We start from the raw sequence: 24,815 nt of genomic DNA, 5'->3' as shown, positions 1-24,815 counted from the left end.
CGATGAAACGTGTAGGTCTGGTCGGTTGGCGCGGTATGGTTGGTTCCGTGCTCATGCAGCGGATGCTGGAAGAGCAGGATTTCGATCTTATTGAGCCGGTGTTTTTCACTACCTCCAATGTCGGTGGACAAGGTCCGTCCGTGGGCAAAGATATTGCCCCGCTGAAGGATGCTTACAACATTGAAGAGTTAAAAACCCTCGATGTGATCCTGACTTGCCAAGGCGGCGACTACACCAATGAGGTGTTCCCCAAGCTGCGTGAGGCAGGCTGGCAAGGTTATTGGATTGATGCAGCATCGAGCCTGCGCATGCAGGATGACGCGGTCATCATTCTGGACCCGGTCAACCGCAAGGTTATTGACCATCAACTGGATGCGGGCACCAAGAACTATATCGGCGGTAACTGCACCGTCAGCCTGATGCTAATGGGCCTTGGCGGTCTGTTTGAAGCCGGTCTGGTGGAGTGGATGAGCGCGATGACGTATCAGGCGGCCTCGGGCGCCGGCGCGCAGAACATGCGTGAACTGATCAAGCAAATGGGCGCAACTCACGCCGCGGTTGCCGATCAACTGGCTGATCCGGCCAGCGCGATCCTCGACATCGACCGTCGTGTGGCTGACGCCATGCGCAGCGACGCTTATCCGACTGAAAACTTTGGCGTGCCATTGGCCGGCAGCTTGATCCCGTGGATCGACAAAGAGCTGCCAAACGGTCAAAGCCGTGAAGAATGGAAAGCTCAAGCCGAAACCAACAAGATTCTGGGTCGCTTCAAAAACCCGGTTCCGGTGGACGGTATCTGCGTGCGTATCGGTGCGATGCGCTGCCACAGCCAGGCGCTGACCATCAAGTTGAACAAAGATGTGCCAATCGCTGACATCGAAGGCCTGATCAGCCAGCACAACCCTTGGGTCAAGCTGGTGCCAAACCATCGTGACATCAGCATGCAAGAGCTGAGCCCGACAAAAGTGACGGGCACCCTCAATGTACCGGTTGGCCGTCTGCGCAAGCTGAACATGGGTTCGCAGTTCCTCGGTGCCTTCACCGTGGGCGACCAGCTGTTGTGGGGCGCGGCTGAGCCGTTGCGTCGCATGCTGCGGATTCTGCTGGAGCGTTGATTCGCTGATGCACTACAAAAACCGTGTTTTCTGCAAAGAAACACGGTTTTTTTGTGCGTGCCCGGGCATCGCTACACGTTCTATCTCAAGCGCGACATGACTGATATATCCATCTAACACCTTGCCTTGCAGTGTCCGAGGGTAAATGCGTGATCAACCCCACGATTGATCACCATTTTACGAGGACTTTGTATGTCAACGCCCACTCCACCAAACCCATTCGCTATAACGATCAATGCAGTCAGGGCACAGTTTGCCGATCGCCCGACCTTGGAGCGTGTCACCCGGCAGATGCTGGCTGCGGCATTATCCCAAAAATACCCCACCCTGAAGATTGACTTGGTGCGCACCCGACTGGCCATGCCCCGGGTGGGCGGGGGCTGGGAATTGCAGCCGTTCCTGGAACGGGTCATGGACTACCTGGCCAACGGCAATGTATTGAATTTAGAGCAGGTCAATGGTCAGTCCTACTATCTCTGTGATGACGCCCCCAATTGGCTGGAGCCTGATCTGCTTGATATGAAGGTCATTGACACCCTGGTAAGGGAATTGACCTGGACGGTGCCCGTCGGCTATCAAAATGCGCTGGCTGAATATTGGTCTGGCCAGGCAGATACGGGTGTCAGCCGCTGGCGCTGGTTCAGCGATGTGCTCAAGGACACCATGAGCATGGGTTTGATTCGCCAAGACGATCTGAGTGACTTGGCTCGCGAAACAGTGAACCAGGTGATTCTGTGCCCTGATCGAGAAGCGCGAATAAGCCGCTACGGTGAACAATGCGCACAGGTTTATTGCCTTGAGTCGACACTTATTGGTGCGCAACTCAGCAGTACCCGGCTGACTTCATCCCTCGTGCTGGTACGTGACAACCTGATTCTTTTGTGTCGGCCCAATGGCACAATCAGATCTTTTCCCACTGTCGACGCGGTCATCAAATATGGCGGGCAGCGCATAGGCACAGCCTATTTGAGTGATGAAATCCGTATCAAGCGCTACGAGCTCGAGGGCAATGTTTTCGACGTGCAAGCCGCGATCATCCTGGGCAGGCAACTGGAGAGCCTCGGAGCTCTGAAATTGCCTTCACGCGTGGGTGTCGAGACGCTGCAGACGGTATGCCTTACCCTCAGTGACCCGGCGCAGTACATGCTCACAGGCCCTGCGCCAGATGAGCCTGCGGTGGGTACTCTTAAAGCACAGTTACCTGACTGGTTGAAACACGCGTCTGCTGCCGATCAGGCCCAGTACCGTCAATACAGCCTGGCCTTGGCGCGCGCCAAGAAAACCAGCCAGGGCCGTACCTTCCTTAGCGGTATTGCAGATATTCGCTCATTTGCCATCGATGTCTTGACGCAGCAATTGCAGCTTGACCAGATGCGTCTGGAACCTGATTCATCCCGTCATGTTTCTGTCGAAGCGTTTAACCCTGACCATATAGAGTTGACATTTTTTTCTGCGGCGGGCTTTCCCAATGCAATCCCTGTCACCGAAGAGGTGACCATGAGCCTGACCGATCTTGCCCTGAAAAACCTGGTGGGGCGGCCGCAGGGGGTGCTGAGCCTGAAGCATTTACACGGGTTGGCATTGCCTGTTTGGCTGACGCCCAGCTACATCATCAGCCGCAACGGCCTGATTGAGCGAGCGGACATCGGCAAGGTATATCCAGAGAGGCTCCAGAGTTTACTGTTGGGCGCAACGGGCGATGCACACAAGCGTGAACAACTGTTTGCGGATCAAATCAGTGCGTATTTGCCCTTGCAGGCGCTGGAGCTCAGTCTCAAGAAAGAAAACGGCCTCACCCCACGCGGCGCACGCTACGTCGCGGCCTTGATGCAGAGCAATGCTGTCGACCGTCAAGTCGAAAGTGCGCCGGTGGTCATTCGGCATCTGGCACTGGTGCGCAGGTCTGGCGCAGCCCCGGATGTGGTCAACAATATGTTCATCATTGAACCCGCTGACATGACAGTCGGCCCGCACGTGCTATATCGGCCGTTCTACCCTCAATCGCTGCATGAGTTCCCGACTCGCGCCGCACTGTTGGAGGCTATTGCCCGGCCGGGAGAGCTGCAAACCAGTGTGCTGGTCTGGTTGAGCAATGTCGCCCGCCCGATTTACGACAATGGCGGTTTTCAGGAGCCCCATTACGTACGCTTTGGACAGGGCAGCGATTTCGCTCCCATTGAATTGCCTCGACCTGCCACGCTGTCCACTGATGGCGTCAGTGACGAGTTGTCGCAATATTTGCATAACGGCAAGTTGATGCAATTTCTGTATATCAGCAATGCAAGTGCGCTGGTGAGTCAGGCCCAAAGAAGCTCCGTATCCAACACCGAGAGTCGCTGGGGTGTATTGCTTGAACAAACCAACCTGATATTCAACCTCGTACTGCTACCTTTTTTGAGCGTGCCCACTCTGCTCACAGTAGGGCTGTCTGTCATGTTGCTGGCTGCCATAAAGGACATTCCGGCACTCAACAGTGAAGACCCGATCACTCGCGAACTCGGATTGGTCGATCTGCTGCTCAACCTGACCATGGTGCTATTCCCGCCGAGACCGCCGATTCTTGCGCGTCCACCGTTGGCCAATGGTGTCAGGGATCAAGTCGTGAGGCCGCGAGCGCCGTTGCGTATCGCTGACCGGTGGCCCGAACAACCCGCTCCTAAACTCACCATGGGCGCCGTTGCCTTGCATGGTGAAATGCCGGATCTGGACAGCACGCCCCTGGATTTCAGCTTTGCCAGCGCCCGTAATCGTTTGACGCCAAGTCAAAGCAATAGGTTGGCCCGTTTTGAGGTAAAAGCGCCCACTCCGCTGCCTGAACCGATACGCCTCAATCCGAGTGCGGATGTGCCGCGTAAAGGGCTGTACGTGATTAACAACAAGTGGCATGCCTTGGTTGAGGGCGCGTTGTATCAGGTCAGTGTGGAGCCGGAAGGCGTCATGATTGTGGACCCCGCGGACAGCAAAAATGTTGGCCCTTATTTGAAATCTGATGGGGACGGCCAGTGGTCACTTGATCTGCGTCTGCGTTTGTCGGGTGGTATGCCCAATTCTCGAGTGGAGGCTTTGCGCAAGAAACAAGACGCGCGAAGAGAGGAGATGCTTGCTCAGTGGGTAAAGCTCAACGAGCAGACGCCCAAGATGAATGCACTGTTCCAGGTGTCGATATCGGTGATGGAGCGCGCCGAAAGAGATCCGCGTTTTTCCGAGCAGCAACGTAGCGTTTATCGCCGCAAAGCAGAGAGCGCCACTCAAGAGTTGATCGATTCATACCTCCTTCTGCTGAAGAACCTCGACGAGTTTAAAAGTTTGTTCCCGGATGTGAAGAAGTACGATATTGATGGCCGGATACTAGCCTTGGCGACGGAGTGCAATCATCTCTTGGCTATTTATGACTACGACTTGAAAGGGGTTCCTTTCAGAGCCGTTGATGTGGGCGCCGAGCAGGGGCATCTCCGCTTTGATCAAGTCATGAAATATTACATAGATATCTATGAAAAGATGATTGCTACGCTTGAACTCAGAACACGCTATCTGGATCGCCTGGATCAGGCGGGCATATCGAGGTATGAAAGTTCTCTCGAAAAAGCCAGCCTTGAGAAGGCTAACGTCGACTTCTTTGATGTCCCCATTAAAAACTCGTACTTAAATTGGCTGATAAAACCCAGCGTAAAGGAGTGGCACAGCAATCAGGCGCTGGTGAAGAGCCTGGAGTCTCTCGTGCAGCCTGTTAGAAAGCTGATCAGTACTCATGCAGAGCTAAGCACCTTTGATTTCAGCAGCGGTGAAAGCCTTGAAGTCTTGAGTAGTCTGGTGGAGTCCTACGCTCAATCGCTGGATGCCTTGCGAGGCTTGGGGATTATCAGCGCAGATGAATTGGATAGCACATCGTTCAATAAAATCATCACGCTGCTGGATGGTCTTTACCAAGACGTCACAAAGAAAATGGCGGCTGAAATAAAACCAGGGGCAAAGGGCTTTGAATTGCCGGTCAAACCCAAGCGGGCGCCTGTGGCGCATGTTCAAAAAAGAATTATTAAAACTCGCAACAGCGGCCAGTTGATTGGCAAGGTAATTCCGGCGGGGGGGGAGTGGCCGATTGAAGTAGTCGAAGTCCGATCTGAGGACAACGATCAACTACTCGGTACTTATTCAAAACACGGTGAGGTTTGGGACGAGATAAAAGATGCTGCGCCTCTGGCACCTGTCGCTACACGGCCCCTCGACCTTCTCAAAGGTGAAGCGCGCAAACGTTATGCCGATCTCGACAAGCATCTGCGCAAGGCTGATGAATATAAAAAGATTTCCAGATACCCGCAGGAGGTTGAAGAGGTTCTTCAACACGAGGCTGATCGCCTGACTCAGTTGGCAGCAGATCTCAGCAAGGCCATTGACGCACAGCCCCTGGACGCGATTGTACAAACCGATCTTGTTCTTGCGGACAACCTGCGCAGTGGCGCCGCGCGGTTGACAGACAAAGGTAAAGAGCTGCGTACCCAGTTAAGTCTTGAGTTGCCGCCGACTCACGGCAACCTTAGCTATCTGCTCGATCAAGACCGTGTGCAGATAGCCTGCCTGGGTGATCGTATAAAGCTGGCGGGTGAGCGTCAGGATTTCATTCAGGAATACGCGATCAATGACAAGAAAGGCTCCCCGCTCTGGTACGCCCACTTTCACTACGCTGCAGCCGATACACCGAAAGAAAACTACGGCATGGCTCACTTGAAACTCAAATCCCAGCGCAGAGAAAGCTATTATTCGTTGCTCAAGAAAACGCAAAGCCCTCAAGCAGCCGTCAACGTTCACCATGGCGTGATTGGAAAAGAGCTGGCGCAACGCTGGTTCCTGCCGCTTGATCGTCACTGATGCGCCACGGCTTTGGGCTGAACATCAGTTGAAAGGCTTATAGCGTCAACCTCGCACCTTGCTTTAATTGCCTGACTCACCCCAGGCAGTTAAAGTGCGCCTCCCCACGTTTCGCCTGAGGCAGATCCATGAACCAGTCCTTTGATATCGCCGTCGTCGGCGCCACCGGCACTGTCGGCGAAACCATTGTGCAAATCCTTGAAGAGCGCAATTTTCCGGTAGCCGACTTGCACCTGCTGGCCAGCATCGAGTCCGCCGGAAGCTCGGTACCTTTTCGGGGCAAAAACGTCAGAGTGCGTGAAGTCGATGTGTTCGACTTCAGTAAAGTTAAGGTGGTTTTCTTTGCCGCCGGGCCTGCGGTGACCTCCAGCTACGCGGCGAAAGCTTCGGCTGCGGGGTGTACCGTGATTGATTTGTCAGGTGTTTTACCTGCCTCGCAGGCGCCGCAAGTGGTGCCCGAGGCCAATGCACAGGTCTTGGCCGGTTTGCCCAAGCCCGTGCAAGTCAGCAGTCCAAGCCCGTCGGCGACCGCTCTGGCAGTGGCGCTGGCGCCATTGCGCGGCTTACTCGATTTTCAGCGCGTCACTGTGACGGCCTGCCTGGCCGTTTCCGCTCAAGGGCGTGAAGCTGTTTCCGAGTTGGCGCGTCAAACCACGGCGCTGCTGAACCTGCATCCGCTTGAATCAAATTTCTTTGACCGTCAGATGGCTTTCAACTTGCTCGCGCAAGTCGGTACGCCCGATGCACAAGGCCATGTTCCGCTGGAAAAACGTCTGGTCACGCAACTGCGTGAAATATTGAATTTGCCGACACTTAAAGTTTCAGTCACGTGCATTCAAGCTCCGGTGTTTTTTGGCGATAGCTTTAGTGTGTCGGTACAAATGGCGGGGCCAGTCGATCTGGATGTTGTTAATGCAGCGCTTGAGGCCGCAGACGGTCTTGAGTTGGTTGACGCAGGCGACTATCCGACGGCAGTGGGCGATGCTGTTGGCCAGGACGTGGTTTATGTAGGGCGTGTTCGCCATGCTGTGGACGATACTTCTGAACTTAATCTCTGGATAACTTCAGATAACGTACGTAAAGGCGCCGCCTTAAATGCCGTGCAACTGGCTGAGTTGTTGATAAAAGACTTGCCGTAAAAGATACTTGGCCTCAATTTCCAGCAGGGTTCAAGAGCCGCTCTGGGGTCATGTGTCTTAAGGCGCAAGTCTTGGGCACAATCTTCGGGCAGTAGCTATTCGGATCTCGCAGGACGAGGTCTGTACCAATAAGGAAGAGGCGATGCTTCAGGTTCGCAAATTAGTGTTAGCAATAGCTGCTGCTTCGGCGCTGTCATCCGGTATGGCGCAGGCACTTGGGCTCGGAGAGCTGACTCTGAAATCGACTCAGAATCAGCCTCTGCTGGCTGAAATCGAGTTGCTGGATGTCAAGGATCTTACGGCTGCAGAAGTGGTGCCGAGCCTGGCGCCTGCGGACGAATTCACTAAGGCGGGCGTGCCACGGCCGGCTTTTTTGGATGAGTTGCGTTTTACTCCGGTGATCAATGCCGACGGCAAGAGTGTGCTACGCGTTACGTCCAGTCAGCCGCTGTCCGAACCCTTTGTAAAATTTCTGGTGCAAGTGATGTGGCCAAGTGGTCGCTTGCTGCGCGACTACAGCGTCATGCTCGACCCTGCGAAGTTTTCGCCTCAAACCGCTGCGGCAGCCTCAGCTGCGACTGTGCCTGCCACTGCCGGCGCGCCTGCGCAGTACACCACTACGCCACGCGACACCTTGTGGGAAATCGCGGCAAAGGCGGCCAATGGTGGCTCGGTCCAGCAGACGATGCTGGCCATTCAGGCGCTAAATCCTGATGCGTTCATCAATGGCAATATCAATCGTCTGAAAACCGGTCAAGTATTGCGTCTGCCTGATGCCTCGCAGAGTGTTCAGTTGCCGCAGGCCAAGGCGCTCAGTGAGGTGGCTTCACAGAACGCCGACTGGCGTAATGGCCGCCGTACGGTGCCATTGCCTCAGCAGCTGGATGCAACACGACGTCAGCCAGCAGAGGCCCTGCGTCCAGCCAAGGCTGCCCGTAGTGACAGCTTGAGCCTGGTCGCGGCACAGCCGGCCAATGGTAAAGGTGCGGCAGGGGACGCCAGTAATATCGCTGCACAGCTGGCGATGGCTCAGGAAGGTCTGGATTCAAGCCGTCGTGAAAATACCGAGCTGCAAAGCCGGATGAACGATTTGCAAAGCCAGCTGGACAAGCTGCAACGCTTGATCGAGTTGAAAAATGATCAACTGGCCAAGCTGGAGGCGGGCGGTGCCGCTTCCGGCGACCCTGCTACAGCGATCCCGGCTCAGTTGGCCGCACAAGCCGTAGATGCTCCAGAGTCGGATATCGAGCCTGCGCAAGAAGGTGCGCCAGCCACGGCTGTACCGCCCGCGCCCGCGCAGGGCGTGAATCCTGCCTCTGCGGGTGAGCGCAGTCTTCACAATCTGCTTGGCAGCCCAATGCTGATGGGCCTGGCAGGCGGTGCCGCCGTTTTGCTTTTGTTGCTGTTACTGCTGCTGGCCCGTCGCCGCAAGGCCTTGCAAGCGGCGCAACGGCACGAGCGCATGGCACGGGAGCTGGAGGATGATGCGCATTTTGCGTCTGATCTGGACCTGCCAGAAAGTAACTTCGCTGGCCTTGAAGTGCCGCCGCCAAGCCCTACGCTCGATGAAGCTCCAGCTCCAGCTCCAGCTCCAGCTCCAGCTCCAGCTCCAGTTATCGCGCCCGTCATTGGCGCTTTGTCACTGGCCAAGCCTGGAGACGATGTGCTGGTGCAGGCAGAGCAACTGATTGCGCTGCAACAGCTGGACGAGGCCGTCACGCTGCTCAAAAGTGCAATCGAAAAAGAGCCTCAGCGCAGCGACTTGCGTCTCAAACTGATGCAGGTATACGCCGAGCAGGGCGAGCGTGAAGCTTTTATTGCTCAAGAGCGTCAGTTGGTGGCCAACGGCAAGAACCACGCTGAAGTCGAGCAACTCAAAGCGCGTTATCCGGCCATGTTGGCAGCGGCTACAGGGATCGCCACGGCTGCAGTTGCCGCACAACTTGAAGAGCAGTTCGTTGATGAAATGCTGCGTGACGAGAGTGCGGTCGAGCCTGAGTTTGATCACGACTTCGACCTGAGCCTTGATGAACTGGAAACGGCGTCACCCTCCGAACTGTCGCCTGCACAACCACTGGATCAGCCAGCGCCAGGCAGTGAGCAAAGTTTTGAGGAGGTGCTCAAGCAGCAAGCTGAGGCTCAGGCACCCGGTGATGAACTGTCAGACCTTGATTTAAGCCTGCCGGCTGATTTTGATCTGTCGTTGGCGGCGGAGAGCGCAGAGGCTGAAGCAGACGCTGAGCCCGACAGCTTTACCATTGAGCTGGACAAGGTCAACGCAGAGTTGCAGCGCTTGTCGCAAAGTCTGGAGCAACCGTCTCTTGAGTCGGCGTTTGCCGATGATCCCGAACCCGATTTCTTGTCGGGTACCGATGAAGCGGCCACCAAGCTTGATTTGGCGGAGGCTTACATTGATATGGGTGACGATGAAGGGGCACGAGATATTCTGGCGGAGGTCATCGCTGAAGGTAACCCCGAACAGCAAGCTGAAGCCCTTGAGATGCTAGCTCGACTGGTCTGATGGTCTGAGCCCGGAAACTCCAGCGGCAGCCTTTATGGCTGCCGTTGTTGTCAGTGGCACCCGGATTTGTAGCGCGCTCATCATTTGTTTCATGGCGTCTGGCCGGTGTCGCCTTATAATGGCCGACTTTGCGTTAATCAGCAGGCTGTAACTCCTTGGCAAATATAGATAACCCAGCTGCCGAAATGGCCGCCGAAGGCTTTTACCGAATCGCGCTGGGCGTTGAATACAAAGGCTCGCGCTACAGTGGCTGGCAGCGTCAGGCCAATGGCGTATTGACCGTTCAGGAAACCCTTGAGAACGCGTTGTCAAAAGTTGCCGCATCGCCGGTGTCCTTGATGTGCGCGGGTCGCACTGACGCAGGTGTGCACGCCTGCGGGCAAGTGGTGCACTTCGATACTCAGGCCGAGCGCTCGCTTAAAGCGTGGGTCATGGGCGCCAATATCAACTTGCCCCATGACATCAGTGTGACGTGGGCCAAAGTCATGCCGGCGGATTTTCATGCGCGTTTCAAAGCCATCGCCCGCCGTTATCGGTACGTGATTTACAACGATCAGATCCGCCCGGCACATTTGAATCAGGAAGTGACCTGGAATCATCGTCCGCTGGATGTTGAGCGCATGGCTGAGGCCGCCCAGTATTTGCTGGGCGTTCATGACTTTAGCGCCTTCCGGGCCGGCCAGTGCCAGGCCAAGTCGCCGATCAAGGAAATGCATCATCTGCGAGTCACCCGTCATGGGCGAATGATTGTGCTGGATATTCGCGCCAGTGCTTTCTTGCACCACATGGTGCGCAATATTGCTGGGGTATTGATGACCATCGGCTCAGGCGAACGGCCGGTTGAGTGGATTAAAGAGGTCCTTGAAAGCCGCGCTCGTCGTTCTGGGGGCGTCACGGCGCATCCTTATGGTCTGTATTTGGTTCAGGTTGAGTATCGGGATGAGTTTCAGTTGCCCGAGCGTTACATTGGCCCACATTTCTTGACGGGTTTTACCGAACTCGACGGCTGACGCCCGGATAAGCATTTGTTACCATCCTGGGCTTTCGCGCTCAAGTGTCGGGGTGTTATCGAGATGTCCGTTGTTCGCAGCAAGATCTGCGGTATTACCCGCATAGAAGATGCACTGGCTGCGGTTGCGGCCGGTGCTGACGCCATCGGCTTTGTGTTCTACGCAAAAAGCCCTCGGGCTGTTACCGCAGTGCAAGCGCGGGCCATCATTGCGGCGCTGCCGCCTTTTGTGACAACGGTCGGGTTGTTCGTTAATGCAAGTGCTTGCGAGCTCAATGAAACACTTGATGCCGTACCACTGGACCTGTTGCAGTTTCACGGCGATGAAACCCCTAAGCAATGCGAGGGTTATCACCGCCCTTACATCAAAGCCCTGCGAGTTAAGGCAGGCGACGACATCGCCGGTGCTTGCCATGCCTATGCAAGTGCCAGCGGTATATTGCTCGATGCGTATGTCGAGGGCGTGCCTGGGGGAACTGGTCAAGCGTTTGACTGGTCTTTGATACCGCAAGGTTTATCCCGCCCCATCATCCTGGCGGGCGGCTTGACAGTCGACAACGTCGTACAGGCCATTGCTCAGGTGCGTCCTTATGCCGTTGATGTCAGTGGCGGGGTCGAAAAGAGCAAAGGCATCAAGGATCACGACAAGATTCGTGACTTCATGCGCAAGGTGCGTGCAACAAACTGATACGTGATGTGACGGTTGGCAGTCTGCCACCGTCCATCAATACCGCTGTGAAAAGCAGACGGGCCCTGTGGTTTGACGGGCAAAAATTAACATGGCAGCCGCTCTGGAGCGTGTTGTCGGGAAGGCTGAGGGTTTCTTGGGGGTTATGCTGGTTTGCCCTGTGCTGACCGCTGCCTTCGAGCATCATCGCCGTACATCTATTGAAATTAGCTCAAGGGCATACACGGGGCCTGAACCCAAGTGTTCAGGTCGCCGGTACTGGAGAAAAAAAGCATGAGCAACTGGTTGGTAGACAAGCTGATTCCTTCGATCATGCGTTCCGAGGTCAAAAAGAGCTCGGTACCTGAAGGCCTGTGGCACAAATGCCCGTCTTGTGACGCTGTGCTTTATCGTCCTGAGCTGGAAAAGACCCTGGACGTTTGCCCTAAGTGTAATCACCACATGCGCATTGGTGCGCGTGCCCGCATCAATATTTTCCTGGACACCGAAGGTCGCGAAGAGCTCGGTGCTGACCTGGAGCCTGTTGATCGCCTGAAGTTTCGCGACAGCAAAAAGTACAAAGACCGTCTGGTCGGCGCGCAGAAGCAGACCGGTGAGAAGGACGCACTGATCTCGATGAGCGGTACGTTGCTGGGCATGCCGGTGGTGGTGTCGGCGTTTGAGTTCTCCTTCATGGGCGGCTCGATGGGCGCGATCGTGGGTGAGCGCTTTGTTCGTGCCGCCAACTACGCACTCGAAAACCGCTGCCCGATGATTTGCTTCGCGGCCTCGGGTGGTGCGCGTATGCAGGAAGCCCTGATCTCCCTGATGCAAATGGCCAAGACCTCTGCGGTGCTGGCGCGGCTGCGTGAAGAAGGTATTCCGTTTATTTCGGTATTGACTGATCCGGTGTACGGCGGTGTATCGGCCAGTTTGGCGATGCTCGGCGATGTGATCGTGGCTGAACCCAAAGCGCTGATCGGCTTTGCCGGGCCGCGTGTTATCGAGCAAACCGTGCGCGAAAAGTTGCCTGAAGGCTTCCAGCGCAGTGAGTTCCTGCTGGAGCACGGCGCAATCGACCTGATCATCGCCCGTCAGGAGCTGCGCCCACGTCTGGGTAACTTGCTGGCACAAATGATGGGCTTGCCGACCCCGGTATTCGTCGCGCCGCCTGTTGAAACCATCGTAGTACCGCCGGCGCCAGCCAACCTATGACCCAGCGCACCCTTGGCGAGTGGCTCGCCTATCTTGAACAGTTGCATCCAGCGGCCATCGACATGGGTCTGGATCGCGCGCGCGAGGTAATGATCCGCATGGGCTTGCACAAGCCCGCGCCTCGGGTGGTGACGGTTACTGGAACTAACGGTAAAGGCTCAACCTGTGCGTTTGTAGCTTCAATGCTGCGGGCGCAAGGCCTGAAAGTTGGGGTTTACAGCTCGCCGCATTTGTTGCGCTATAACGAACGCGTGCAAATCGACGGTGCCGAAGTCTCGGATGAACAGCTCTGCGAGGCGTTTGCGGCCCTGGATGTCGGGCGTGGCGAAACCTCGCTGACGTATTTTGAGATGGGTACGCTGGCAGCCTTCTGGCTATTCGAGCGTGCACAGTTGGACGCCGTGGTACTGGAGGTCGGCCTGGGAGGGCGACTGGATGCGGTGAATCTGGTCGATGCTGACATGGCGTTGATCACCAGTATCGGTGTTGATCACGTGGAGTACCTGGGTAATACCCGTGAGTCAGTGGCGTACGAAAAAGCAGGCATCATGCGTGCTGGCAAACCAGCGCTGTGCGGCGATCTTGCACCCCCTCAGCCCTTGCTTGATAAAGCTGGTGAGTTGGGCTGCCCGCTATTCTTGCGCGGGCGTGACTTTGACCTGACTGTGGCTGGGTCGGTCTGGCACTGGAAAGGGCAGAGTGCTGCGGGAAGCGCGCTTGAGTTGCGAGACTTGCCGTTGCTGGATTTGCCAATGGAGAACGCGGCGCTGGCCTTGCAGGCTTATGCCTTGACGGACTTGCTCTGGCAGCCTGAACGGATCGTTCAGGCCTTGCTGGCTACGCACGTTACCGGGCGCCTGGATCGCCGACGCTTTACCTGGCAGGGTAAAACTCTGAATTTGCTGCTTGATGTGGGCCATAACCCCCATGCAGCGCACTATTTGCTTCAACGCTTGCAGCAGCGTCCGGTGGCAGGAAAGCGCCTTGCGGTATTTGGCTTGCTGGCGGACAAGGACCTTGATGGCGTAGTGTCAACGCTTGCGCCTGTTGTTACCCACTGGGCCGTGGCGCCGCTGGACACTGGGCGCACACGTCCGGCAGAGGAGCTTGAGGCTGCGCTGCAACGCCTCGGGGCTTCGGTTCTGGCGTATGACAGTGTTGATGCTGCACTTCAAGCGCAGTGCGAGCGTGCTACACCGCAAGACGAAATTTTGTTGTTTGGTTCATTTTATTGCGTCGCACAAGCGCTCGAATGGCTGGAGCGGCGCGCCACGGAGGAGTCGGCAAATGGCTTTGCTGGATAAGGTATACAAGCAACGGATGGTCGGTGCCCTGGTGTTGGTGGCGTTGGCTGTGATTTTTTTGCCGATGCTGTTCACCCGTGAAGATGAGCAACGGCAAATCCAGGTGGATGCACCCACGGCGCCTCAGGTGCCGGTGATGCCTCAGGTTCAGGTAGAGCCTGTTGCCGTGCCTGAGCCGCAGCCTATCGCCGAGGAGCCAGCCCCTCCAGAGGAAGTGGCTCAAGAGCAGGTTGCTCCGGCGCCTGCGGCACCGGCACCTGCTCCTGTGGTGAGCAAACCGGTTGCGGCAGTCAAACCACCGGCGGTCACTCCGGCTCAGACGGTTGCACAAGCGCCTGCCAAGCTCGATACCACGCAAAAGCGTGTAGACGCCAATGGCCTGCCCGTCAGCTGGTCGGTTCAATTGGTGAGCCTGTCTAACCGTGCAAGTGCGGATAACCTTCAAAAAACCCTTCGTAATCAAGGTTATAACGCATACGTACGTTCTTCAGGCGGAATGAACCGGGTTTTTGTCGGCCCTTTGCTTGAGCGCGCTGAGGCCGATCGTCTGCGTGATATGCTCGGCAAGCAGCAAAATCTCAAGGGTTTTGTCGTGCGCTTCCAGCCAGAGCGCGGTTAAGAGCCATCAAAGGTTCAATCTGATTGCGAGTGCGGTGATAAATCGGCTTACCTGAGTGGCGGCGCTCTGCTAAAATGCGCCGCCTTATCTGACCGTAGGCTGAACCGTGCCATTTACCTGGGTTGACTGGGCGATCGTTGTAATTGTCGCCATCTCCGCTTTGATCAGCTTGAAGCGCGGCTTCGTTAAAGAAGCATTGTCGCTGTGCACCTGGGTCATTGCCGGGGTCGTTGCCTGGATGTTCGGTGGGTCACTCTCGCAGTATCTGGCCGCCTACATCGAAACACCTTCCGCCCGCGTCATCGCTGGGTGCACCATCATGTTTGTCGCCACCTTGCTGGTTGGCGCAATGATCAATTTTCTTATCGGCGAACTGATTCGCGTCACCGGGCTTTCCGGGACCGATCGGTTTCTCGGCATGGCCTTTGGCGCTGCACGCGGTGCATTGCTCGTGGTTGTGGCGGTCGGGCTGCTTAGCCTGGGGCCGGTACAGCAAGACTCGTGGTGGCAGGAGTCGCGGCTCGTGCCACAATTTCTATTGGTTGCCGACTGGTCCAAAAACCTCATTTTGGGGTGGAGCAGTCAGTGGCTCGCCAGCGGAATCAGCGTTCCTGCTGATATTCCGTTCAAGGAGCACCTCTTGCCGGCTACCCAGCCCAAGTGAGCGGTGTTCAGTTCAGATCCATAAAGTAGGGGTTGCGTCGCATGTGTGGCATCGTCGGTATCGTCGGTAAGTCGAACGTCAATCAGGCGCTGTATGACGCGCTAACCGTCCTTCAGCATCGCGGCCAGGATGCTGCCGGTATTGTGACCAGTCATAACGGCCGGTTATTTCTGCGCAAGGACAACGGGCTGGTGCGTGATGTGTTTCATCAGCGTCACATGCAGCGTCTGGTCGGCAACGTGGGCATTGGTCACGTGCGCTATCCAACCGCTGGCAGCTCGACTTCAGCTGAAGCACAGCCGTTTTATGTCAACTCGCCCTATGGCATTACGTTGGCGCATAACGGCAACTTGACCAACGTTGAACAACTGGCCAAAGAGATTTACGAATCTGACTTGCGCCACGTCAACACCAACTCCGATTCGGAAGTTCTGCTTAACGTTTTCGCCCATGAACTGGCTCAGCGCGGCAAGTTGCAGCCGACAGAAGAAGACGTGTTCGCCGCAGTGACCGATGTTCACAACCGTTGCCGTGGCGGTTACGCCGTAGTGGCGATGATCACCGGCTACGGCATCGTAGGCTTCCGCGACCCTAACGGTATTCGCCCGATTGTCTTCGGTCAGCGTCATACCGATGAAGGCGTCGAGTACATGATCGCTTCCGAAAGCGTGTCCCTCGACGTATTGGGCTTTACCCTGATCCGTGACCTTGCGCCAGGTGAGGCGGTCTACATCACTGAAGATGGCCAGATGCACACCCGTCAGTGCGCGGTAAACCCGCAATTGACGCCGTGCATCTTCGAACACGTATATCTGGCTCGCCCCGATTCGATCATCGACGGTGTGTCTGTGTACAAAGCGCGTCTGCGCATGGGCGAAAAGCTGGCTGACAAGATCTTGCGCGAGCGCCCGGATCACGATATCGATGTGGTAATCCCGATTCCGGACACCAGCCGTTGTGCAGCGCTGGAGCTGGCCAACCACTTGGGCGTCAAGTTTCGCGAAGGCTTCGTTAAAAACCGTTACATCGGCCGTACCTTCATCATGCCGGGCCAGGCTGCGCGTAAAAAATCCGTGCGCCAGAAGCTCAATGCCATTGAGCTTGAGTTCCGTGGCAAGAACGTGATGCTGGTCGATGATTCGATCGTGCGTGGTACCACGTGCAAGCAGATCATTCAGATGGCCCGCGAAGCGGGCGCCAAGAATGTCTACTTCTGCTCGGCAGCCCCTGCGGTGCGTTACCCGAACGTATACGGCATCGACATGCCAAGCGCTCACGAACTGATCGCCCATAACCGCACGACCCAGGAAGTGGCTGAGTTGATCGGTGCTGACTGGCTCATCTATCAGGATCTACCTGATCTGATTGATGCGGTAGGTGGCGGCAAGATCAAGATCGACAAGTTCGATTGCGCGGTGTTTGACGGCAAGTACGTGACAGGCGATGTCGATGAAAACTACCTGGATCGAATCGAGCGTGCGCGCAACGATGCCTCCAAGGTGGTTGCTCAAGGTGTCGGTGCGACGATAGGCTTGTACAACAACTAAGTGTTTACCAAACCGGCCCTGATGGGCCGGTTTGCATTTGCATACAAAGCAATCAATACAAGCAAGGAGTGGGCAGCATGAGTCAGGATTGGGATGCCGGTCGGCTGAATAGCGACCTTGAGGGCGTAGCGTTCGACACCTTGGCTGTGCGTGCTGGCCAGCACCGTACGCCAGAAGGCGAGCACGGTGATGCGATGTTCCTGACATCCAGCTACGTATTCCGCACCGCTGCCGATGCAGCAGCGCGGTTCTCGGGCGAAGTGGCGGGCAATGTGTATTCGCGGTACACCAACCCCACTGTGCGGGCTTTTGAAGAGCGCATTGCAGCGCTTGAAGGGGCAGAGCAGGCCGTCGCGACGGCGACGGGCATGGCGGCCATTTTGTCGGTGGTCATGAGCCTGTGCAGCGCGGGCGACCATATTCTGGTGTCGCGTAGCGTATTCGGTTCCACCATCAGCCTGTTCGAGAAGTACTTCAAACGGTTTGGCGTAGAAGTCGATTACGTGCCGCTGGCCGAGTTGTCGGGTTGGGATGCAGCCATCAAGCCCAACACCAAGTTGCTGTTTGTCGAGTCACCGTCCAACCCGTTGGCCGAGTTGGTCGACATTGCCGCATTGGCCGAAATTGCTCACGCCAAAGGCGCGCTGCTGGTGGTTGATAACTGCTTCTGCACGCCGGCCTTGCAGCAGCCGTTAACGCTGGGCGCAGACATCGTGGTGCATTCGGCGACCAAGTTTATCGACGGTCAGGGTCGCTGCATGGGCGGGGTGGTTGCCGGGCGCAGCGAACTGATGAAGGAGATCGTGGGTTTCCTGCGCACTGCCGGGCCAACCCTCAGTCCGTTCAATGCCTGGATCTTCCTCAAAGGTCTGGAAACCCTGAATCTGCGCATGCGTGCCCATTGCGCCAGTGCTCAGGCGCTGGCTGAGTGGCTGGAACAGCAGGACGGCATCGAGAAGGTTCATTACGCTGGTCTTCGCAGCCATCCTCAGTATGAGTTGGCGCAGCGCCAGCAGCGGGGCTTTGGCGCGGTGGTCAGTTTTGAGGTCAAGGGCGGTAAAGAGGGCGCCTGGCGCTTTATCGACGCGACCCGCCTGATTTCCATCACGGCTAATCTGGGCGACAGCAAAACCACTATCACTCATCCGGCCACAACCTCTCATGGCCGTCTTGCGCCTCAAGAGCGTGAAGCCGCGGGCATTCGGGACAGCCTGATCCGCATTGCAGTGGGACTGGAAGATGTCGGCGACTTGCAAGCCGATTTGTCGCGGGGTCTGGCAGCACTGTGATCGAGATGACTCTACAGGCGCCAGTTGCCGGTAATGGCCGGGTTGCGCTGGTGACCGGTGCCGCGCGCGGGATTGGGCTGGGCATTGCAGCGTGGCTGATCAGTGAAGGTTGGCAAGTCGTGCTGACCGATATTGACCGCGCCCGCGGTTCGAAAGTGGCCAAGGCGCTGGGTGAAAACGCCTGGTTTGTGGCCATGGACGTTTCGGTCGAGGCGGATGTTATCCAGTGCGTGGCACAAGTACTGGGTCAGTTTGGGCGTCTTGATGCGTTGGTCAGCAATGCTGCGGTTGCCGACCCACACAATATGACCCTTGAAAGCCTCGATCTCGATCACTGGAATCGGGTGCTGGCGGTGAATTTGACCGGCCCCATGTTGCTGGCCAAGCACTGCGCACCCTACTTGCGCGCGCATTGCGGCTCGATCGTCAACCTGGCCTCTACCCGTGCCCGCCAGTCTGAGCCTGATACCGAGGCTTATGTGGCGAGCAAGGGTGGCTTGCTGGCCTTGACCCACGCGCTGGCGATCAGCCTTGGGCCGGAGATCAGGGTGAATGCGGTCAGCCCAGGCTGGATTGATGCGCGAGACCCCTCCACAAGGCGTGCAGAGCCGTTGACCGATGCTGATCATGCACAGCACCCGGCAGGTCGGGTCGGCACGGTGGAAGACGTGGCGGCGATGGTCGCCTGGCTGCTTTCGCGTAATGCGGGTTTTGTCACGGGGCAGGAGTTTGTGGTCGACGGCGGTATGAGCAAGAAAATGGTGTACGGGGAGTAGGCATGTTCCTCTGGTTGAGGTCGGATGTTTTTTTGCTGTTTTTGAAAAAAACTCAATCTTGTCCTTGACTTAGGTTCAATACCTGCGTAAATTTCGCGGCCTCAACGAAGCAAAGGGTGATTAGCTCAGCTGGGAGAGCATCTGCCTTACAAGCAGAGGGTCGGCGGTTCGATCCCGTCATCACCCACCACTTCTTGAGTTTCTCGAAAGAGAAGGGTGTTCTGAAAAGAGCAACCAACCGACGCGCAGCGGTAGTTCAGTCGGTTAGAATACCGGCCTGTCACGCCGGGGGTCGCGGGTTCGAGTCCCGTCCGCTGCGCCATATTTGTACAAGTCAGGCTTGCCTGGCTTGCGATTGAACAGCACCGAAGCTGCTCAGTCACAGGTTTTAAAAGTTTCAAACGGGCGTAAGTCCGAGCGATACGCAGCGGTAGTTCAGTCGGTTAGAATACCGGCCTGTCACGCCGGGGGTCGCGGGTTCGAGTCCCGTCCGCTGCGCCATATTTGCTTCAGAGCCCTTGAACTCTCTGAAGCTGCAAAGAAAGCGACCTTAGGGTCGCTTTTTTTGTGCCTGTAAAAAATTGCGCACAGGCTTCATCCTGTAGCAGCGCACGAGCCTCCCATGGCTCATCAGCTGCCAGGTAGGGCGCGTTCTCGAGATTGGCGCGCCCGATTAACACGAACTGATGCACAATGCGCCCCGTACCGTTCTTTTCAGGATCATCAATGTTTAGGTCATTTCCCTTGCGTACCGTCGTGACAGCCCTTGTGCTGGTGGGTATCGCAGGTTGTGCATCGAAGAAAGCAGCCGTTTACGAGAATGAAAACTTCGATGATTCGGGGACGTTCTCGCGTAACTACCCGGTTACCGACAAAGCCTCGTGTGAGGCTGCCCGCCGGGCGCTGCTCAGTCAGGGCTATATCATCACCAGCAACGATCCGAAAATGATCAGTGGCCACAAGAGTTTCCAGCAGACGGGTGAAAGCCATCTGGAAATCAGCTTTAACATTGTCTGTGCTGACGATGGCGGTGCGGCGCATCACTCCACCATGTTTGCCAACGCGTTGCAGGATCGCTATGCGCTGAAGAAGGTCAACAATTCTGCCAGCCTGGGTGTGGGTGTGCTGGGTTCGGTATCGATGCCCATTGGATCGTCTGATGACTCTATGGTTAAAGTCGCCAGCGAGACGGTGTCTTCAGCGCAGTTCTATGACCGCTTTTTCGCCCTGGTCGAAGTGTTTTTGCCCAAGAACGTGAAGAAAGAGGCGCACATTCCGGATAAGCCAAAGGCTGATCTGGGTGTGCCAGAGGTCGCGCCTGCCAAAATCGAGACGCCCCCTGCGGCGCAGTCCATCGCTCCCGCCGAATCAGCTCCCGTTGTTGATCCCGCACCTGCACCTGCACCTGCACAGCCTGAGCCTGAGCCTGTGATCAGTGAGCCTCTCGGCTCACAGCCGGTCGTGCCGCCCGTGGAAGCTGCGCCCATTACGCCGGTCGTGCCGCCCGTAGAAGCTCCGGTAGTGACGACAGAGCTGCCACAGAGCCTGCCTGAGTCAGAACCGGCTGCAACCCCTGCACCCTCTGTCGTAGAGCCTTCGTCCGCTCAATAAGGCAGGGCTAACCCGACAAAGGTCTGCTAGGTTTATGGGGGCGGAGTGAAAGTGCCTGTGAGCCTGTCATGTTTTCTTCATGCGGGCACTTTAAGCTCACCTGCAAAGCCGCTCAGGCATGACGTAAACGAATAGACCTAAAGAGGATATAGCCATGGATGACTATCAAGAAGAACTGCTCGAGCTTCAGGCTTTCGAGCTGGATCCGCTGGAACCTGCTGAAGACGCTACCGAGCTGTAATCAAGGGCTCGTGTGTTTCAGTCAGGTTGACGCTGGCGACGGCGGAACTCTCCCGGAGTTTCCCGGTTCCAGCGTTTGAATGCCCGCTGAAATGCCTCTGGAGAGGCAAACCCCAACAAAAATGCGATTTCGCCGAAGGCCAATTCCGTATCACGGATATAGGTCATGGCGAGGTCGCGTCGTGTGTCATTGAGAATCGCCCGGAACTGCGTACCTTCTTCAGCCAACTTGCGGCGCAGGGTCCAGGTGGGCAGCTTCAGGCGTGCTGCAACTTCTTCGAGTCCGGGCTCATGGCCACCGTTGAGCAACGGGCCCAGCAGTTGTGTAATGCGCTCGCGCAGACTGCGGGTGCGGGTCATTTGCTCCAGCTCGCGTTCGCATAATTGCAGCAAGTGCGCCCACGTGCTCGGGCAGTGCACAGGGTTGCGCAGGTCGAGGGTGGCATGGTTCAGGCGAAGTTGATTGGTCTGTGCGCCAAAGTTGATCGGTGCGTGACTCATTGCGCTGTATGCCTGGGCGTATTCAGGTTCAGCAAACTCAATGTCAATGTGCTCGCTGAGCAACGGCTCGCCTGCGACGCAAGAAAGCTGTTGCAACCAGCCGGCGATAATCGAGTCGACCACAAAGCGGTTGTAGTCGTTGTACGGGCTGATCGAATAAAAGCGCAGCCATGCACCCTGAGTGTCTTCGTGCAAGCTCGACTGGCCCCGATAATTGGAACCGTAAAGTGGTTCAAAGCGAATCAAGGTACGGGCGGCTTCACGCACGGTCGGAGCTTGCGCGGCGGTGACACCGGCCAGCCCTGCGTGTGGCAGCTGGTTGACCTGGCCCATGCGCAAGCCCAGTGCGGGTTCGCCGGTGAGCATAATTGCCGCGTGCCCCAGGCGCATGTAACGGGGAATCGACAAGCGCGCCAGTGGCTGTGCAAGGCGCGACGGGTCCAGACCGTATTCAGTCAGTAAAGGCAGTGGGTTGTAACCATAGCTGCGCACAGCGTCTGCCAGGCAATCGACAAAGCCTGTCGACAAGTCACCCAGACGAATGGTTAGCGGTTTCACGGGCTTACAACCAAATGTTCAACAGTCGGGCGCCTTTACCGGGGATGTCCGGGCTGGTCTGGCCATTGCGGCTGATGAACCCGTTTCCAACACTGCGTTTGTCCCAGAATTTGCCGCGATGAAAGACCGTGATCCCGGCCAGGGCCGTGCTGCTGGGAACGCTGCTGGTGAGGGTCAGGCGATGCCAAGCTTGACCTTCGCTGACCTCGCCGGGCTTGAGGCTGATTTCGCTCGGTGTCGAAACGCTTTTATAGCCCCCCCACGGCTTGTGCCAGGTGTCTTGGCCAATGATAAAGGCCGGCACTGCAATCAGCTGAGCCCCTTTATCGTTGAGGGTGCGGTAGTTTTCCGGGTACCAACTGTCACTGCCCAGCAATATACCCAGCCGGCCCGCAGGGGTGCTGACCACATTCAGCTCGTGGTCGGGGCTGGGCTGGATATAGCTTTGCTCTTCGTAGGTGGGCAACAGTTGCGGTTGCGGGGTGCCGAGGGGCGTTCCATCGCGACCAAATACCACGCTGATGTTGTATAGCGGCCCTTTGCCGGGCAGCAAGGCGCCGTTTTCCACGCGGGGCTCGGGCAGGGCGATACTGCCCGCCACCAGAGTGACGCCGTATTCTTTGGCCAGCCCGCCAAACAGGGTCTGATAATCGCGGGCCATGCTGGCAGCTTTCATGCGCAGGTGCGCGTCGTTGGTCCGGCTTTCACCGTCAGCCCGCAGCCATGCGTTGGCAAAGTCCAGTGGGTTGCTAATAGCCAGCCAGAGCATGGCGTCATTTAGATTGGTGGCCTGATACAGCTCATTCTTTTCACCGCGAAATACCAACCAGGTGCCGATGTGTTCAGGTAGCACCACAATGGTTTTGTCATTGATCAGCCCGGCCTCGCGGGCACTGTTCAAGTAAGCACCCAGCTTCAGGTGAACGAGGTCCAGGCTTTGATAATCACGAGGTGACAGTTCCGGCTCAATGCCCAGCAGATTGCCGCGCTCTTGATTGACGCCGTCATTGATGGCGACCTGGATTCGCAGATCGGACAGGTAATGGCCGACGTCACGTTTTTGGGTCCACACGCCATAACCGGCGGCAGCGGCCACAAGGGCAATAAATAAGGTGAAGCCAATTAATTTGCGCATGAGAAATAGAGCGACAGCCGTAAGCAGAGACAGGGCAGTGGGTTCAGGTTTGGCTCAAGGGTAACGTAAAACCACACTTTGGCCGGTTTTTTTCCTGACAAGCCGCTCTGCGTGGGCCCGTGGCCGTTGCCTGAGACTGTGCGGGGGCGGGCGGTTGGTTGTGCAAGTCGTGAAAACAAGAATCCTGTCGAGCCTCTCAGGCGGCTGGTTTTTGGCTTTTCAATGTATTTTAAATTCTAAAAAAACATTGCAATGGCGAAAGCAGGCTGCAATTATGCTCTGGCGATTATAAAAATACATATCCGCTTGGTGTTAAGCCATGTTGGAGCTGAGCGCATTCACTGCGCCGGATCGACTTTCAAGAAGAACAACAATGAATTCAGCGCTACCCCTAACGCCGGCCCTGTCCATGGCCTTTGCCACCGTCCGGATCTCCTTTTGTGGAATGGAGTACTTCTCCCGTGCATAGCATTGTTAAAACAGCGTTGAGCGTCAGCGTGCAGGCTTTGAGTCTTTACGCCCTGGCGACCACGGCACAGGCGGCTGAATCGCCGTCAGTCATCAAAGTCGGCCTCAATGCCGATATCCGCAGCACTGAGCCGGGTGTCAATCGCGACGAGAATACAGACGCAGTGGTCATGCATATGGTCGAGGGGCTAGTGGCCTATCGTGAAGATGCATCTGTAGGGCCGCTGCTGGCTAAAAGCATTGATCTCTCGCCCGACGGCATGACCTATACCTTTGCGCTGCGAGATGGCGTGAGGTTTCAGAACGGCGCATCGTTGACTGCGGCTGATGTGAAATGGACCTGGCAACACTACCTGAACCCGAAAACCCAATGGCGTTGTTTGCCTGAGTTTGATGGGCGTGGCGGGGCCAAAGTTGTCGATATCACTACCCCTGACCCCCACACTGTGGTCTTTCAACTGGACCAGCCCAATGGCTTGTTTCTAGCGTCGATGGCGCGTCCTGACTGCGGCGGCAGTGGGATTTTGCACCCTGATTCAGTGGCCGCGGATGGTACGTGGAAAGCCCCAATTGGCACCGGCCCGTTTCAGTTGGGTGACTGGCAGCGTGGGCAATATGTGGAGTTGAACCGCTTTGCCGGGTACAGCGCGCGCAGCGAAGCCACCGTTGACGGCTACACCGGCAACAAACAACCGTTGGTGGATAAAGTACGCTTTGTGGTGATCCCGGATGTGGCATCGGCCAAAGCAGCCTTGTTGGCAAAGGGCGTCGACCTGTTGCCTGATGTCACTGCGCTTGATGCCGAGGAACTCAAGGCCACGCCCGGCCTGAACATATCGGTCAGCCCGATCATGGCCATCTGCGGGCTGTTATTCCAGACCCGTGATCCCTTGCTGCAAGACGTGCGTATCCGGCGTGCCATTGCCTTGTCGATGGATTACGTGCAGATGGTGGCGGCATTGTCCAATGGCTTGTCTACGCCAAACAACTCGGCCATTCCCCAAACCAGCCCTTACTACGATGAGGTGGCTCGCAAGGGCTACACCTATGACCTGGATAAGGCGCGGGCGTTGCTTGGCGAGGCCGGTTATCACGGTCAGCCAATCAAAATGCTGGTCAACAAGCGCTATCAGCAGATGTTCGACATGGGCGTGCTGACTCAGGCGATGGCCCAGGCGGCAGGGTTGAATATCCAGATGGAGACACTGGAGTGGGGCACCCAGCTGGAGCGTTACCAGAGCGGTAATTATCAAATGATGTCGTTCTCCTATTCGCCGCGTTTTGATCCGGCACTGAGCTTTGACACTGTGATGGGTGACAAGGACAAGGAGCCCCGCAAGGTCTGGGACAACCCTCAGGCTCAAGCCATGCTGCGCGAGACCGACACGGCCAGGCGTCAGAAGCTGTTCGATGCCTTGCACGCGATGATGATCGAAGAGGTGCCGATGGTGATCATCTACAACGGCACCACCATTGGCGCCTATCAGCAGCGCCTGGAAGGTTACCGCTCGTGGCCTATTGCCAAGCCTCGGCTGTGGGGCGTGCAATTGGTCAGTCAACCGTAGGGGGGCGTT

At 56.7% G+C, this 24,815-nt stretch carries 17 protein-coding genes and 3 tRNA genes; 18 read left to right on the top strand and 2 right to left on the bottom strand.

All coding sequences use genetic code 11. The annotated features are described in order from the left end of the window. The first annotated feature begins 2 nt into the window (after positions 1-2). The 17 genes from asd (at position 3) to FJD38_RS16310 (ending at position 20,339) form a co-directional block, all read left to right on the top strand. Positions 3-1,115 (top strand): aspartate-semialdehyde dehydrogenase, encoded by a 1,113-nt coding sequence (asd, locus tag FJD38_RS16390; protein ID WP_122782329.1) that lies wholly within the window; start codon positions 3-5, stop codon positions 1,113-1,115. A 192-nt stretch (positions 1,116-1,307) separates the two neighbouring features. Next, positions 1,308-5,978 carry a dermonecrotic toxin domain-containing protein gene (locus FJD38_RS16385; protein WP_146386303.1) on the top strand — a complete coding sequence of 1,557 codons (4,671 nt, stop codon included), beginning with the start codon at positions 1,308-1,310 and terminating at the stop codon, positions 5,976-5,978. Positions 5,979-6,106: 128 nt separating this feature from the next. After that, on the top strand, positions 6,107-7,117 hold the full coding sequence (locus FJD38_RS16380; RefSeq protein WP_122782331.1) for an aspartate-semialdehyde dehydrogenase: 1,011 nt from the start codon (positions 6,107-6,109) through the stop codon (positions 7,115-7,117). Between the two features lie 142 nt (positions 7,118-7,259). After that, positions 7,260-9,638 (top strand): FimV/HubP family polar landmark protein, encoded by a 2,379-nt coding sequence (locus tag FJD38_RS16375; RefSeq protein WP_146386301.1) that lies wholly within the window; start codon positions 7,260-7,262, stop codon positions 9,636-9,638. Between the two features lie 185 nt (positions 9,639-9,823). Further along, positions 9,824-10,648: a tRNA pseudouridine(38-40) synthase TruA gene (gene truA, locus FJD38_RS16370; RefSeq protein WP_122782333.1), complete on the top strand. Its 825-nt coding sequence runs from the start codon at positions 9,824-9,826 to the stop codon at positions 10,646-10,648. A gap of 63 nt (positions 10,649-10,711) precedes the next feature. Next, complete coding sequence (locus FJD38_RS16365) at positions 10,712-11,335, top strand: phosphoribosylanthranilate isomerase (RefSeq protein ID WP_146386299.1); 624 nt, start codon at positions 10,712-10,714, stop codon at positions 11,333-11,335. A gap of 273 nt (positions 11,336-11,608) precedes the next feature. Beyond that, positions 11,609-12,529 (top strand): acetyl-CoA carboxylase, carboxyltransferase subunit beta, encoded by a 921-nt coding sequence (gene accD / locus FJD38_RS16360; protein ID WP_146386297.1) that lies wholly within the window; start codon positions 11,609-11,611, stop codon positions 12,527-12,529. After that, a complete protein-coding gene (gene folC, locus FJD38_RS16355; RefSeq protein ID WP_146386295.1) occupies positions 12,526-13,833 on the top strand; it encodes a bifunctional tetrahydrofolate synthase/dihydrofolate synthase in 1,308 nt (435 codons plus the stop codon). The genes accD and folC overlap by 4 nt, the downstream gene beginning before the upstream one ends. After that, positions 13,817-14,452, top strand: a complete 636-nt coding sequence (locus FJD38_RS16350; protein ID WP_122782337.1) for an SPOR domain-containing protein — start codon at positions 13,817-13,819, stop codon at positions 14,450-14,452. The genes folC and FJD38_RS16350 overlap by 17 nt, the downstream gene beginning before the upstream one ends. A gap of 106 nt (positions 14,453-14,558) precedes the next feature. Continuing rightward, entirely contained in the window at positions 14,559-15,116 is a 558-nt protein-coding gene (locus FJD38_RS16345) for a CvpA family protein (RefSeq protein ID WP_122782338.1), read from the top strand. Between the two features lie 41 nt (positions 15,117-15,157). Next, positions 15,158-16,663, top strand: a complete 1,506-nt coding sequence (gene purF / locus FJD38_RS16340; protein WP_122782339.1) for an amidophosphoribosyltransferase — start codon at positions 15,158-15,160, stop codon at positions 16,661-16,663. Between the two features lie 77 nt (positions 16,664-16,740). Then, positions 16,741-17,952, top strand: coding sequence for an O-succinylhomoserine sulfhydrylase (locus tag FJD38_RS16335; RefSeq protein WP_122782340.1), 1,212 nt, complete (start codon positions 16,741-16,743; stop codon positions 17,950-17,952). A 5-nt stretch (positions 17,953-17,957) separates the two neighbouring features. After that, on the top strand, positions 17,958-18,728 hold the full coding sequence (locus FJD38_RS16330) for an SDR family oxidoreductase (protein WP_272492570.1): 771 nt from the start codon (positions 17,958-17,960) through the stop codon (positions 18,726-18,728). Positions 18,729-18,842: 114 nt separating this feature from the next. Beyond that, positions 18,843-18,918, top strand: a tRNA-Val gene (locus FJD38_RS16325). A gap of 55 nt (positions 18,919-18,973) precedes the next feature. Then, positions 18,974-19,050, top strand: a tRNA-Asp gene (locus FJD38_RS16320). 102 nt (positions 19,051-19,152) lie between these two features. Further along, positions 19,153-19,229: transfer RNA gene (locus FJD38_RS16315), tRNA-Asp, on the top strand. Between the two features lie 225 nt (positions 19,230-19,454). Then, positions 19,455-20,339, top strand: coding sequence for a DUF2242 domain-containing protein (locus FJD38_RS16310; RefSeq protein WP_146386291.1), 885 nt, complete (start codon positions 19,455-19,457; stop codon positions 20,337-20,339). 258 nt (positions 20,340-20,597) lie between these two features. Here the strand turns inward: FJD38_RS16310 and FJD38_RS16305 are convergent, their stop codons facing one another. Then, positions 20,598-21,638: an AraC family transcriptional regulator gene (locus FJD38_RS16305; RefSeq protein ID WP_146386289.1), complete on the bottom strand. Its 1,041-nt coding sequence runs from the start codon at positions 21,636-21,638 to the stop codon at positions 20,598-20,600. Positions 21,639-21,642: 4 nt separating this feature from the next. Further along, positions 21,643-22,773: a carbon-nitrogen hydrolase family protein gene (locus FJD38_RS16300; protein ID WP_122782344.1), complete on the bottom strand. Its 1,131-nt coding sequence runs from the start codon at positions 22,771-22,773 to the stop codon at positions 21,643-21,645. Positions 22,774-23,234: 461 nt separating this feature from the next. Between FJD38_RS16300 and FJD38_RS16295 the strand changes: the two genes are divergently transcribed. Continuing rightward, on the top strand, positions 23,235-24,806 hold the full coding sequence (locus FJD38_RS16295) for an ABC transporter substrate-binding protein (protein ID WP_146386287.1): 1,572 nt from the start codon (positions 23,235-23,237) through the stop codon (positions 24,804-24,806). The last annotated feature ends 9 nt before the right edge of the window (positions 24,807-24,815 follow it).

This window comes from Pseudomonas saxonica, from assembly GCF_007858365.1.
GTDB classification, from domain to species: domain Bacteria; phylum Pseudomonadota; class Gammaproteobacteria; order Pseudomonadales; family Pseudomonadaceae; genus Aquipseudomonas; species Aquipseudomonas saxonica.
Note: the sequence above shows the minus strand (reverse complement) of the source record. Positions and strands in the feature narration are given on the sequence as shown.

Bases quoted from the DNA above. Each gene is read 5' to 3' on its own strand.
- FJD38_RS16380 (WP_122782331.1), top strand. From the start codon at position 6,107: ATGAACCAGTCCTTTGATATCGCCGTCGTCGGCGCCACCGGCACTGTC.
- FJD38_RS16350 (WP_122782337.1), top strand. From the start codon at position 13,817: ATGGCTTTGCTGGATAAGGTATACAAGCAACGGATGGTCGGTGCCCTG.
- truA (WP_122782333.1), top strand. From the start codon at position 9,824: ATGGCCGCCGAAGGCTTTTACCGAATCGCGCTGGGCGTTGAATACAAA.
- purF (WP_122782339.1), top strand. From the start codon at position 15,158: ATGTGTGGCATCGTCGGTATCGTCGGTAAGTCGAACGTCAATCAGGCG.
- FJD38_RS16365 (WP_146386299.1), top strand. From the start codon at position 10,712: ATGTCCGTTGTTCGCAGCAAGATCTGCGGTATTACCCGCATAGAAGAT.
- FJD38_RS16375 (WP_146386301.1), top strand. From the start codon at position 7,260: ATGCTTCAGGTTCGCAAATTAGTGTTAGCAATAGCTGCTGCTTCGGCG.
- folC (WP_146386295.1), top strand. From the start codon at position 12,526: ATGACCCAGCGCACCCTTGGCGAGTGGCTCGCCTATCTTGAACAGTTG.
- accD (WP_146386297.1), top strand. From the start codon at position 11,609: ATGAGCAACTGGTTGGTAGACAAGCTGATTCCTTCGATCATGCGTTCC.
- FJD38_RS16385 (WP_146386303.1), top strand. From the start codon at position 1,308: ATGTCAACGCCCACTCCACCAAACCCATTCGCTATAACGATCAATGCA.
- FJD38_RS16300 (WP_122782344.1), bottom strand. From the start codon at position 22,773: ATGCGCAAATTAATTGGCTTCACCTTATTTATTGCCCTTGTGGCCGCT.
- FJD38_RS16330 (WP_272492570.1), top strand. From the start codon at position 17,958: ATGACTCTACAGGCGCCAGTTGCCGGTAATGGCCGGGTTGCGCTGGTG.
- FJD38_RS16310 (WP_146386291.1), top strand. From the start codon at position 19,455: ATGTTTAGGTCATTTCCCTTGCGTACCGTCGTGACAGCCCTTGTGCTG.
- asd (WP_122782329.1), top strand. From the start codon at position 3: ATGAAACGTGTAGGTCTGGTCGGTTGGCGCGGTATGGTTGGTTCCGTG.
- FJD38_RS16335 (WP_122782340.1), top strand. From the start codon at position 16,741: ATGAGTCAGGATTGGGATGCCGGTCGGCTGAATAGCGACCTTGAGGGC.